This is a genomic window from Arthrobacter sp. StoSoilA2 (genome assembly GCF_019977195.1).
Classification (GTDB): Bacteria; Actinomycetota; Actinomycetes; order Actinomycetales; family Micrococcaceae; genus Arthrobacter.
Genome location: NZ_AP024643.1, coordinates 3,676,410 through 3,688,873 on the forward strand (window position 1 = coordinate 3,676,410; position 12,464 = coordinate 3,688,873).

The window sequence follows — 12,464 nt, forward strand, 5'->3', positions numbered from 1 at the left end:
GGCTTAACCCTAACTAGTTGTTGCGGAAACCGCGGTGTCGGAGTCTGCCGCCTTAAAAGGACGGACAGGGGAAGTGTTGGACGTGGCCGGGACGAGCATCTCAAGGACGCGGATTACGCGATCTTCGAAGCCCTTCGCGGACGGGTCCGTAAGGTTTGCGAGCATACGCACCACGAAGCGCATCAGCATCGGAATGGGCATGCCCGTGCGCAGTGCGAGCTTCATGACGGCCGGCTTCCCGATCAAGGAAGCAAACATTCGACCCAAAGTGAAGTGCGATCCCCACTGGTCCCGCACATAGTCCGCGTACCGCGAAAGGTGGGCGTCGGCGTCGTCGGCGGTCCATCCGGCGGAAGCGGAACGTGAAGCAGAGTCAATAAGGAACTCAGCCGCGAACCGGGCCGACTCCATGGCGTAGGAGATACCCTCGCCGTTGAAGGGGGACACCATGCCACCGGCGTCGCCCAGCAGGAGCAGTCCGGGTGAGTAGTGCGGCGTGCGGTTGAAGCCCATGGGCAGCGCGGCGCCACGGATCTCCCCCACTTGGTTCTCAGGCGTGAAGCCCCAATCGGCGGGCATTCCAGCCGTCCATTCGCGCAGGACCTGCTTGTAATCCAGCTTGCCGAATTCCTTGGAAGAGTTCAGTATTCCGAGGCCAACATTGGACGTGCCGTCGCCGACCCCAAACACCCAGCCGTAGCCGGGCAGCGGCTTGCCGGACTTGCCGGGGAGCTCCAGCCAGCCTTCCATCCAGTCGTCTTCATGCCTGGGAGATGTGAAGTAAGTTCGCACGGCGACGCCCAACGGACGGTCATCACGCTTGTGCATACCCAGCGACACGGCGGTTCGCGTGGAGTTGCCGTCCGCAGCGAGTACGACGTCGGCATGGAAGTCGCGCGTTTCGCCCGTCTTGCGTCCGGACTCGTCGAGGATGGACGCCCGTGCGCCGATGACGCGGCCGTCGTCGGACTGCAGGGCGGACGTGACGCTGTGGCGTTCAAGCACGACGGCGCCCGCGGCCTGTGCGTGACGGGCCAACTCTTCGTCGAAGCCCAGCCGGGTCCGAATCAGTCCGTAGGTAGGAAAGTCTGAAACCTCCGGCCAAGGCAGCTCGATGGTACGGCCGCCAGCAATGAGTCGAAGACCCTTGTTTCGGCGCCAGCCCTCGGACTCGGCATGCGGCAATCCGAGCTTCTGGATTTCACGGACCGCGCGCGGGGTGAGACCGTCGCCGCAGACTTTTTCGCGGGGAAAGGAGGTCTTCTCCAGGACTGTGACATCAATGCCGGCCTGGGCGAGGTAATACGCGGCGGTGGACCCGGCGGGTCCCGCGCCAACAATCAGTACTTTCACGTCGTCCTAAATAAGTGGCACGTCAGGTGGGCTGGCTGCCGGACCGGCGCGGTTTGATCTGGCGGCGAAGCTTGGCCACGGGCACGCTTTCGCGGTGCTCGGCCGGCTTCTGCGCGCGATGTACGGCAACGATGCCGCCGCTGAGGTTGCGGTAGGTGATGTCCGTCCAGCCAGCGTCGCTGAGCCACTGGGCAAGGTGGTCCTGGTCCGGCCAGGCGCGGATCGACTCTGCCAGGTAGACGTAGGCATCCGGGTTGGAGGAGACCTTGGTGGCGATGGCCGGGAGGGCGCGCATCAGGTATTCGGTGTAGAGGTTGCGCCACAGCGGCACCACGGGGTGCGAAAATTCCGCGATGACCAGCCGGCCGCCGGGCTTGGTGACGCGCAGCATTTCCTCGAGGGCTTTGCGCGGTTCAACAACATTCCGCAGGCCGAAGGAAATGGTGGCAGCGTCAAAGCTGTTGTCCGCGAACGGCAGGTTGGTGGCATCCCCGGCGATGAAGTCGATGTCCGGGCGGCGGCGTTTGCCCACTTTGAGCATGCCCAGAGAGAAGTCGCAGGCCACGACATCCACGCCGGCATCGGCGTACGGTTCGCTTGAGGTGCCCGTTCCAGCGGCGAGGTCCAGGACCTTCTGGCCCACCTTCACATCCATGGCATCGACCACGATGCGGCGCCACCGACGCGTCTGCCCCATGGAGAGGACGTCATTCACGACGTCGTATTTGGGGGCGACATCGTCAAACATCGTCGCAACTTCGTCCGGACGCTTTTCCAAGGATGCTCGGTTCACCCTGCAATTGTCTCAGACATTCAGCCGACTTTGCTGCGCTGTAGAACTCGGCTCAGGTTCTGGCGGCACGCGGGAGTACTGTTGTTCCATCATGACGAGCACGCTCCGTACCTTGACAGTCCCCCTCGATGTCGAATCATCCTCCGGGGGGCTGCCGTCGTTTCTGGTCCGGGACGACGTCCTCTGCTGGTCACGCCGCGAAGCCGGTCTGGTGGGGTACGGCGAGCTGACACGGTTCAACGCCTCGGGACCTGAGCGCTTCCTTGAGGCTGATATCTGGTGGCGGCACCTCATTCTTGAGGCCGAAATCATCGATCACGTGGAGATCCCGGGCACTGGCCCGGTTGCGTTCGGCTCGTTCGCTTTTTCCAAGATGTCCCCGCACGTTTCCCGGCTGATCGTCCCTGAGATGGTGGTCGGCATCCGCGATGGCCGCGCTTGGGCCACCCAACTGACTTTCGACGACGCCGAGCTCACCGAGACGGGCGTCCTCGCCGCCCTGGACCGCTGGCTGAACAGCACCGACCCATATGAAGCCGATGGTGAGGCCACTACGCCAGGAGGGTCCGACGTCGGGCTGTCACCTGACGCTTTTTCGCCCAACGGTGCGGCTGGTTACCTCAGCCGGGGGTCGTTGAGCGAAACGGATTGGATGCAGGCCGTCTCCAACGGCGTGGCGGAAATCCGCACCGGCAAGCTGGAGAAACTTGTTTTGGCGCGCGACGTCGTAGCCAACCTTCCTGCCGGCGTGAACGCTGCGGAGGTGCTACGCCAGCTGGCGGCACGGTACCGGGAATGCTGGACGTATGGCGTTGACGGCCTGGTGGGTGCGACACCGGAAATGCTGATTCAGGTGGAGGGTCGCACGGCTCAGGCCCGTGTGCTGGCCGGCACGTTGGATCGACGCGACGCCGAAGGTGTGGACGGATCCCCCATGGCCTACGCCGAGCGGGTTCTGGCCGGATCTGAAAAGCAGCGCCACGAGCATGAGATTGCGATTGATTCGCTGACCCGCCAGCTGGCGCCGTTTTCCGAGGCGATGAACTCCCACAGCGAGCCCTTCATTCTGGAACTGCCCAACGTGTGGCATCTGGCCTCGGACGTCAAAGCCGAGCTTGCTGATATTGAAGGTCATGTGCCCACGTGCTTGGCCCTGATCAACGCACTGCATCCAACCGCGGCAGTGTGCGGAACGCCTACTTTGGTGGCCGGTGCGCTGATCCGGAAACTGGAGCACCTGGACCGTGGCCCCTACGCCGGGCCGGTGGGTTGGCTTGATGCTGCCGGCAATGGCGAATGGGGCATTGCCTTGCGCGGCGCGGTCATCGAGGACGCCAACACGGTGCGTCTTTACGCAGGTTGCGGGATCGTGGAAGGTTCACAGCCGGAGGCTGAGCTTGCCGAGACATGGGCCAAATTCCGGCCAATGCTCGAGGCCCTGGGGATCCAGCGCTGAATCTGGGATCTCAGACTGGGACTCGCGGGTGGCACTTGCATATTCGCTAAACTAGTTATCTGATAGTGAAACTAAGTTTCCTGTGATGCACATCTCACGTTGGGCGCTACACTAAAACCGACTCAGCTCAGCATCCACTGCAACAAAAGGTAAAAAACATGCAGATCTCCCGTTCGGTTCTGTCCGGCACCAAGATGGCCGCCGTGCTCGCAGCAGGCGCCCTGGCCCTGACCGCCTGCGGTGGCGCCTCCACCCCGGCTGCCTCGAGTGGCTCAGGCCCCAAGCTCATCAACGCCGGCAAGCTCACTGTGTGCTCGGATGTCCCCTACGAGCCCTTCGAGTTCCAGAAGGACGGCAAGATCGTCGGCTTCGATATGGACATCGCCAACGAAGTGGCCAAGGACCTCAAGGCCGAACTCAACGTGGTGGACAGCTCCTTCGAAGCAATCGAGACCGGCACTGCGCTGACTGGTTGCGACGTCTCCATCTCCTCAATCTCCATCACCGATGTCCGCAAGAACGTCATGGACTTCTCCAACCCGTACATGGACGACGACCTGACCCTCGTGGCTACCTCGTCCTCGGGCATCAACAACCTTGACGGTGCCAAGGGCAAGAAGGTGGGCGTCCAGCAGGCCACCACCGGCGCCCAGTACGCCAAGGACAAGGGAATCGACGCCCAGCAGTTCGAGGACTCCGGCCTCCTGGTCCAGGCCCTCAAGGCAGGCACCATCGACGCCGCCGTCGGCAACCAGTCGGTTCTGGGTTATGCCATCATGGACGATTCCAAGCTCAAGCGCGTTGAAGACTACGCAACGGGCGAGAAGCTGGGAATCTCCATCAAGAAGGGCAACACCGCCATGGCTGACGCCGTCAATGCGACCCTGAAGCGCCTCACCGATGACGGCACCCTGAAGAAGTTCGAGACAACCTGGTTCGGCGAAGCAACCAAGAAGTAGTCCGAGCCCCGGCTCCCCAGAATCACGCAGGCGGGCCCCGCAACGATCTGTTAAAGCAGTCCGTTCGGGGCCCCACCTGCGCACTACGAATGTGAGAACACCATGGCAATGACTGCACGTCAACGAGCCAAAGTCAGTCTGTACGTACAGGCCGGGATCTTCGTTGTGGCCCTGGCCGCAGTAATCCTCGCCGTGGATTGGAAGACCGTTGGAAACAGCGTCTTCAACTTCGCCAAAATCGGCCCGATGTTCCCCGACATCTTCCTGATCGGCCTCAAGAACACCCTCATCTACACGGCGCTTGCCTTCGTTGTGGGCCTCTCCGGTGGTCTGCTGCTCGCCCTGATGAAGCTCTCGTCCTTCCCCCTCTACCGCTGGCTCGCCACCGGTTACATCGAATTCTTCCGCGGCGTCCCCGCCCTGCTGGTCTTCATCGCCTTTGGCTACGGTGTTCCCCTGGCCTTCGGCGTCCAGTGGGACGTCAACATCGTGGTCATGGTTTCCCTGGGCATGGTGGCCTCCGCCTACATCGCCGAAACCCTGCGCGCCGGCCTCCAGGCCGTGCCCAAGGGACAGATGGAAGCCGCCCGCTCCCTTGGCATGCCGCACTGGCGCGCGATGGTCTCCATCGTCATTCCGCAGGCGTTCAAAATCGTCCTGCCGCCGTTGACCAACGAGATCATCCTGCTCACCAAGGACTCCTCGCTGATCTACGTCCTGGGCCTCACCGCGTCCCAGTATGAGCTGACCAAGTTCGGCCGCGACGGCATCTCCAGCCTCGGAGCCGGCCTCACGCCGTTGCTTGTGGCGGGTGCCTTCTACCTGGTCATCACCATCCCCTTGAGCCTCCTGGCACGGAAGTTCGAAAGCCGCTCCGCGCGGACGAAGCGATAGGCAGGACAGTCATGAATAACTCCACCGGGAGCACCGCAGCCGTTCGCGCCGCAGGCGTGGACATCAAGGACCTCCGCAAGTCCTACGGCAACAATGAGGTTCTCAAAGGCATCTCGCTGACCGTTGAACCGGGCCAGGTCGTGTGCCTGATCGGGCCCTCGGGTTCCGGAAAGTCCACCCTCCTGCGCTGCGTGAACCTGCTTGAACACCCAAATGCGGGCACCATCAACGTAGGCAAGTTCGAGGCCACCGACCCCGACGTCGACCTCAACCGCATGCGTCAGAGCGTCGGCATGGTGTTCCAGCACTTCAACTTGTTCCCGCACCTGAGCGTGCTGGACAACTGCACCATCTCGCAGATGAAGGTCCTCAAGCGGTCCAAGTCCGAGGCCGCCGACGTCGCGCGCCGCAACCTCGAACGCGTTGGCCTTGGACACCTGTCCGATCGTTTTCCGGACCAGCTCTCCGGTGGCCAGCAGCAGCGCGTAGCCATTGCACGCGCGCTGTCCATGGATCCGCAGCTGATGCTCTTCGACGAGCCAACGTCCGCCCTTGACCCGGAGACGGTGGGTGACGTCCTGGCCGTCATGCGCAAACTGGCCCAGGAAGGCATGACCATGCTGGTGGTCACCCACGAGATGGGCTTTGCCCGCGAAGTGGCTGACCGCGTGGTCTTCATGGATGCCGGCGTCGTAGTGGAGGAAGGCCCGGCGGAACACGTCATCAGCGCCCCGTCCCAGCCGCGAACCAAGGAATTCCTGCGCCGCGTTCTGGACCCGACGCACATCGACGTCGTGGAGGACTGACGCTTCGCCGCCGCGCAAATTCGCTGGCGCCGCGCAAACGGGAGGGCGACACCTATATGTGGGTGTCGCCCTCCCGTTTCTGTGTCGCCGTAACTACCGCGAAATCCACTCGGTTCCCCGGCTATGCCCGTCTCGAAATACCAGCGTTTGAGGCATATCAGCTATGAGACTCGGGGGTTCCGAGCGTGACTGGATCTGAGCCGAGGAATGGCCGCCTTCTAGTGTGCTCCTCGTTCGAGATCTGCTAATTCTGATTCCAACTGCTGGGTCAGGTTCCGCAAGCGCCGGATGTGCTCTTGCGAGACGCGCCCAGGCTGGGTTGTGACTTGCGCATCGACGTCGAAGACCGTGTTGGGGCTGTGCCAGACGTTGAACCATTCGAGGCCGTGGCCGAGGGCGTCGCGAGTAACTCCCTGGAGCAGGAGCAGTGGTTCGCGGGTATTGATGTTCAGCCTTCGGGCCAGGTCAGAATCTGATGAGACTGCCTGTACTTGGCGGGGCCCGCCGGCGGGGTGGTATCCGTGGTCGCGCATCAGGCTCAGTAGCGACGCGTCTTCGAGCAGTTCGGCCGTGAAGTGCGGGAAGAAGTCTCGCGGGACCCACGTTCGCATGAATGCTACGGGAAGGTCATCGAGGTAGCGGACCCGCTCGATTTTCCAGGTATTGGTGGTGTTGAGGGCGTCGATGCCCGGTTGGGGTGGTTCGGCGGGTTCCACGCTGATGACATGGGTGCGGAGGCGCTGGCCGTGCGCCGCGGCTTGTTCGTCCAGGCCGCCTGCGCGCTGCACGTGGCGTCGGAGCACGGGCGTCGATGCTACGACGCTGCCCCGGCCGCGTTGACGCCGGATCAGTCCAAGGTCAGAAAGTCCGGACAAAGCTTGGCGCACCACGCTGCGGGAGACCCCGAACTGCCTTTGCAGCTCTTCTTCTGTGGGCAATGAAGATCCTGGGGACAGTGCCATGTCCACGATCTGACGGTGAAGGATGTCCCGGATTTGAGCGTGGAGAGGACCGCCGCTGTCCCGGCTCAGTGGGCTGATGCGTCCCACCGGCTCCGCCGCTGCTTCTGCCGATTCCAAACTCACATTGACTCCTTTGCCGCTGTCCAATCTTAGCCCTGAAGCCTCGGTCCGCGATGGGGACCATACAACAACCGGCCTTGACGTGATCCACACCACCTATTATTGTACGTATCAAAGGTACGTACAACTTCGATCAACGGAATCACCGAAGATGCCGTGAAAGCGAAGTTCGAGTCACCTGCTTGAGCCCGCACTGGAGCGAGAGCGAAGTGAAAGTACCTGCAGGTGACATCGGATACGTAAGTTTCAAATCCCCCGAATTGGAGAGTCCATGCGCGACCCGCGCTCGGTGCGTTGCACCTACTACCTTGAGTCCGAGATTGACCCGGAGAAGGCCGCTGCCATCATGGCTGGCGAGCAGTCCAGCGGCACCTTCCTGCCGGTGCCGGGCGAGTCCGCCCGGATCCGGGAGCGACACGCAGCGCGGATCTCGGCTGTTCAGGAAATTGGCTTCTGCCGTCCTTCGCTGACATCCCGGGCAAACCCGGAAAAGGTCCGCGCTGCCGTGGTTACCGTTGACTTCCCGATGGAGAATGTCGGCACGGACCTGGCCACTTTGCAGACAGCCATCGCAGGCAACCTCTTCGAGCTGGGCGATCTTTACGCATGCAGGCTTCAGGACATTCGGCTGCCTGAAGACTTCGTTGCCGCCCACCCCGGGCCGGCTTTCGGTATCGAGGGCACGCGCAAGCTCATCAGCGATGTCCAGGGCGTCATGGTTGGCACCATCGTCAAGCCCAACGTAGGACTTTCCGAAGATGAATTCCGGCTCGTGGTCCGTGATCTGGCCATGGCCTCCATCGACCTGATCAAGGACGATGAGCTCATGACTGATCCGGCGTACCTTCCTTTGGAACGCCGGGTCGCCGTCGCCACGGAAGAGATCCGCGCTGCCGAACAGCTCACAGGCCACGCCACTATGTATGCGTTCAACATCACCGGCGACCTCGCCGGGCTGCAAAAGCGCCACGACCTGGTGGTTGAAGCCGGCGGCCGCTGCGTGATGCTGAACATTCCAGTGATGGGAATGCCCGCACTGGCGCTGTTGCGAAGCTTCGCCGAGGTTCCCATCCATGGCCACCGGGCCGGCCTGGCAGCTTCCATGAGGTCCAAAGCGCTGGGCATGGATTACCGGGTATGGCAGCAGATGGCCCGTCTGGCCGGCGCAGACCACCTTCACGCAAGCGGACTGGGCAGCAAGTTCTATGAGCTCGATGAGGAGGTCGCCTCCAACATCCGCTGCCTGCTCGAACCTCTCGGACAGACCATTGCACCGCTTCCTGTTTTGTCCTCAGGTCAGAACGTCACCACCCCTGGCCCGACATTCGACGCAGTTGGTTCGACAGACCTGATGATGCTCGCCGGCGGCGGCGTCGCAGCGCACCCGGACGGACCCGAAGCCGGAGTGCGGAGTCTCCGCCAGGCATGGGAAGCAGCCGTGGACGGCGTGCCTCTGCAAAACGCAGCGGATCAACTCGCGCACACCGGGGACGCCGCTCTCCTGCACGCAGTCCAGACATTCGGGAAAGGTGCCTGAGATGACCGCTTTCGGTTTCGTCGCCGATGACCTCACCGGAGCCGCCGATGTCCTCGCCCAAGCCCACCGCTACGGGCTCGAAGCTGCGCTTGTCATCGGGGACGCACCGCTGCCGACCGACACCGACGTCGTCGGGTTCGCAGGTCCGGCACGCTCGCTGTCCGGCGCTGCGTTCGACAACCTGGTCACCCGTGACCTTGCAGGCATCGCGGCACTGAACTTGGAAGTGCTGCTCTACAAGGTTTGCTCCACTTTCGACAGCTCGCCCACCATCGGCAGCATCGGCCGCGGGATCCAGCTGCTCCACGAACAGTTCCCGCTGCACGGCCCCATCGCCGTCGTCCCTGCCCAGCCCGCGTTTGGCCGGTACACCGCATTCAGCAACCACTACGCAACCTACGCAGGGAAGATCTACCGTCTGGATCGTCACCCGGTCATGTCCCGTCATCCCTCAACGCCCATGTCCGAAGCGGACCTCCGTCAGGTCCTGGCCGAACAGCTCGGCGGAACCCAGGTACCCGGAGCGATCCACTTGCCCGCCTACCAGGACGGCACCTTCAAGGACTCCTGGGCCGACCGGCGCCGGGAACCCGGCGCGCAGGCCTTCGTGGTCGATGCCGTGGACGAACACCACATGGACACCGTCGCAGAAGCCCTCACCCGGGAAGAGCACGGTCACGGTCCCTCGATCGTGGTCGGATCCGGCGGGATCATGGCAGCCCTGGCAAGGTCGATCTCAGACCAAGACCCGCGCACTCCCGGCCCGCAAAAACCCTCGGGACCTGTACTGGCGGTCAGCGCCTCGGCCTCCAGCACCACAGCCGAGCAGATCGAGGACGCGATCTCAAACGGCTGGGTGGACGTCCCGGTTCCTGGCGAACTCCTCCAACGCGATGACGCCGCCCGGATCGAGGCCCTCGATGAACGCGTTTCAGCCGCCCTACGATCAGGACGAAACGTCGTCGTTCACACCACCCGCGGCGCGGCAGACCCCCGCTACGGTACAAGCACACCATTGGACGCCGGATACGTCGGCACCCTGATAGGTGGCATCGCCGCCAGGATGGCCACAGCAGGGCTCACCCGGGACATCGCCGTCTGCGGTGGCGATACTTCCAGTCACGCACTGATCGCCATGGGCGTCCGCCAGCTCCGGGTGTCGGACCAGTTCGTCACAGCAGGCCCAATCCTGAAAGCCGACGACGCCTCAGCCGTCGCAGGGTGCAGGCTCCTGCTCAAAGGCGGACAGGTCGGCCCGACCGACATCCTGCGTCGCTTCGCCGGCCAACTCCACGGCTGACCCACACGCAATTCCCTCCACGCATCACCAGAACCAACGAAAGGCGGCCCCCAATGCGGGCAGTAGTCAAGAACGCAGCCGAGCGAGGCGTCACCTACGTCACCGACGCCGGCGACCCCAAAGCAACAGACGGCTCAGTCGTCATCGAAGTCGGCGCAGCCTCCCTGTGCGGCACCGACCGCGAACTCTACGAATGGACCCCCTCAGCCCAGGCATTCAACCTCAACCTCCCCGTCATCCTCGGCCATGAAGGCGCAGGAACCGTCGTCGAGGTTGGCCCCGGCGTCACCGGACTGAAGGTCGGCGACCAGGTCGCCCTGGAAAGCCACCTGACCTGCGGCCAGTGCTTCCCCTGCCGAACCGGCGACGCACACACCTGCGAACGCACCGGCATCCTGGGCATGCACATCGACGGCGTCTTCGCCGAATACGCGGCCGTCCCCCAGGACATCTGCGTTAAGCTCCCTGCCGGTCTGTCCCTTGAGTCCGGAGCCCTGCTCGAAGCAGCCGGCGTCGCCGTCCACGCGATCCAGCGGGCCAACTACTCCGTCGCAGGCCGGGCTGTGCTCGTCAGCGGTGCAGGTCCGGTCGGCCTCGTCGTCGTGAACCTGGCACTGCTCATGGGCGCCTCCCACGTCATCGCAGTTGACCCCAACCCCTACCGCCGCGCTCAGGCCGAAAAACTCGGAGCGACCGCCCTGCACCCCAACGACGGCATCATTGAACGCTGCCGGGAACTCACCGGCCGCCGTGGCGGATTCGACGTCGCCTTCGAGTGCTCCGGCGCGCCCGGCACCCTGACCACTCTTTTCGAAGCCGTCCGCCGGGAAGCCACGGTCATCACCGTCGGTCACCCCAGCCGCCCGGCTGAGGTCGATATCGCCGCATACATCAACAAGAAGGGCATCACCCTTCGCGGAATCTTCGGCCGCCGGCTCTGGGAAACCTGGGAACAGAGCCTGCTGCTGCTGGACTCCGGCAAGCTCGAACTCGACTGGCTCATCACCCACCGCAAGAAGCTGAGCGAAATCGACGAAGCAGTAGAGCTCCTCACGGGAGACGCCTGCAAAGTCCTGCTCATCCCCGGCCTCGGCTAAACACCCCCCACCCGCGCACCCACCAGGAACCCGCGGACCAAGCCCACCCCAGCCATTCACAGGAGAAATCAATGTCGATTCCCATCAAGAAAGCCTTGGAAAAGGTCCCCGGCGGAATGATGCTGGTGCCACTCGGCATCGGCGCCGTCATCCACACCCTCGCCCCGGACGCTGGCAAATTCTTTGGATCCTTCACAGGTGCCTTCTTCACCGGCCTGGCACCGCTGCTGGCTGTATTCTTCGTCTGCCTCGGCGCAACACTAGAGGTCAAGTCCACGCCCTACATCCTCAAAAAGGGCGGCGTGCTCCTCGGCTCGAAAATTCTCTTCGCAGTTCTCATCGGCGTCATCGCTGGCCGATTCCTTGGCGAAGCTCCCATCGAACACGGAATCCTCGCCGGCCTGTCAACCCTCGCGCTGGTCGCAGCCCTGAACGACACCAACGGAGGTCTCTACATCTCCCTCATGGGACAGTTCGGCCGCAAACGCGACGCCGGAGCCTACTCCATCCTGTCTCTGGAATCAGGGCCCTTCCTGACAATGGTCACCCTGGGGATCGCAGGTCTCGCCGCCTTCCCCTGGCAGGCACTCGTCGGCGCCATCCTCCCCCTCGCACTGGGCATGCTCCTCGGAAACCTCGACAAGAACATGCGACACCTGCTGGCTCCGCTGGTACCAGCGATGGTGCCGTTCCTGGGCCTCGCCCTCGGCCTGACCATCAACCTCAACGCAGTCGTCGAAGCCGGACTGCTCGGCATCGCCCTCGGCCTGTTCGTGGTCTTCGTCGGAGGAGCGGTACTGCTCCTCGCAGACAAACTCACCGGCGGCGACGGCGTCGCGGGCCTCGCCGCAGCAACCACGGCCGGCAACGCAGCCCTCGTTCCGGCAATCATCGCCACAGCCAACCCTGTCTACGCCCCAGCAGCAGAACACGCCACCGTCCTCGTCGCAGCCTCGGTCGTCGTCTCCGCTGTGCTCTGCCCGATCGTGACCTCAGCATGGGCCAAGCGGGTGCAGAAAAAGGCGGGCCCAGCGGGCAGCGAAGACAACTCTCCCGAGCAGGAGGTACCAGCCCCCAAACATGTAGGTAGTACCCCGGAACTGACCTAGCAGTACTAAAGGAAATGGGCGGGGCGTGCACAATGCACGCCCCGCTTCCCCATATCCGTATCCGTATCCGTCGTCGCC

At 63.3% G+C, this 12,464-nt stretch carries 11 protein-coding genes; 8 read left to right on the forward strand and 3 right to left on the reverse strand.

The features are described 5' to 3' along the window. Positions 1 to 9 precede the first annotated feature (9 nt). Positions 10 to 1,353: a geranylgeranyl reductase family protein gene (locus tag LDN82_RS16730; RefSeq protein ID WP_224165086.1), complete on the reverse strand. Its 1,344-nt coding sequence runs from the start codon at positions 1,351 to 1,353 to the stop codon at positions 10 to 12. Between the two features lie 22 nt (positions 1,354 to 1,375). Then, positions 1,376 to 2,146 (reverse strand): demethylmenaquinone methyltransferase, encoded by a 771-nt coding sequence (locus tag LDN82_RS16735; protein WP_224165087.1) that lies wholly within the window; start codon positions 2,144 to 2,146, stop codon positions 1,376 to 1,378. Positions 2,147 to 2,237: 91 nt separating this feature from the next. Between LDN82_RS16735 and LDN82_RS16740 the strand changes: the two genes are divergently transcribed. The 4 genes from LDN82_RS16740 (at position 2,238) to LDN82_RS16755 (ending at position 6,261) form a co-directional block, all read left to right on the forward strand. Beyond that, complete coding sequence (locus tag LDN82_RS16740) at positions 2,238 to 3,602, forward strand: isochorismate synthase (RefSeq protein ID WP_224165088.1); 1,365 nt, start codon at positions 2,238 to 2,240, stop codon at positions 3,600 to 3,602. Between the two features lie 158 nt (positions 3,603 to 3,760). Beyond that, positions 3,761 to 4,561: an ABC transporter substrate-binding protein gene (locus LDN82_RS16745; RefSeq protein ID WP_224165089.1), complete on the forward strand. Its 801-nt coding sequence runs from the start codon at positions 3,761 to 3,763 to the stop codon at positions 4,559 to 4,561. A gap of 102 nt (positions 4,562 to 4,663) precedes the next feature. Beyond that, positions 4,664 to 5,455, forward strand: coding sequence for an amino acid ABC transporter permease (locus tag LDN82_RS16750; protein WP_224088482.1), 792 nt, complete (start codon positions 4,664 to 4,666; stop codon positions 5,453 to 5,455). A gap of 11 nt (positions 5,456 to 5,466) precedes the next feature. Beyond that, positions 5,467 to 6,261, forward strand: a complete 795-nt coding sequence (locus tag LDN82_RS16755) for an amino acid ABC transporter ATP-binding protein (protein ID WP_224165090.1) — start codon at positions 5,467 to 5,469, stop codon at positions 6,259 to 6,261. 218 nt (positions 6,262 to 6,479) lie between these two features. Here the strand turns inward: LDN82_RS16755 and LDN82_RS16760 are convergent, their stop codons facing one another. Next, positions 6,480 to 7,346, reverse strand: a complete 867-nt coding sequence (locus LDN82_RS16760) for a GntR family transcriptional regulator (protein WP_224165091.1) — start codon at positions 7,344 to 7,346, stop codon at positions 6,480 to 6,482. Positions 7,347 to 7,614: 268 nt separating this feature from the next. On the opposite strand from LDN82_RS16760, the gene LDN82_RS16765 reads away from it, so the two are divergent. The 4 genes from LDN82_RS16765 (at position 7,615) to LDN82_RS16780 (ending at position 12,386) form a co-directional block, all read left to right on the forward strand. Beyond that, on the forward strand, positions 7,615 to 8,880 hold the full coding sequence (locus LDN82_RS16765; RefSeq protein ID WP_224165092.1) for a RuBisCO large subunit C-terminal-like domain-containing protein: 1,266 nt from the start codon (positions 7,615 to 7,617) through the stop codon (positions 8,878 to 8,880). Position 8,881: 1 nt separating this feature from the next. Beyond that, the gene (locus LDN82_RS16770) at positions 8,882 to 10,180 is read left to right on the forward strand and encodes a four-carbon acid sugar kinase family protein (RefSeq protein ID WP_224165093.1); all 1,299 of its coding nucleotides are present in this window, start codon (positions 8,882 to 8,884) and stop codon (positions 10,178 to 10,180) included. 53 nt (positions 10,181 to 10,233) lie between these two features. Beyond that, the gene (locus LDN82_RS16775) at positions 10,234 to 11,277 is read left to right on the forward strand and encodes an alcohol dehydrogenase catalytic domain-containing protein (RefSeq protein ID WP_224165094.1); all 1,044 of its coding nucleotides are present in this window, start codon (positions 10,234 to 10,236) and stop codon (positions 11,275 to 11,277) included. A gap of 71 nt (positions 11,278 to 11,348) precedes the next feature. Next, entirely contained in the window at positions 11,349 to 12,386 is a 1,038-nt protein-coding gene (locus LDN82_RS16780) for a 2-keto-3-deoxygluconate permease (protein ID WP_224088492.1), read from the forward strand. Positions 12,387 to 12,464 lie beyond the last annotated feature (78 nt).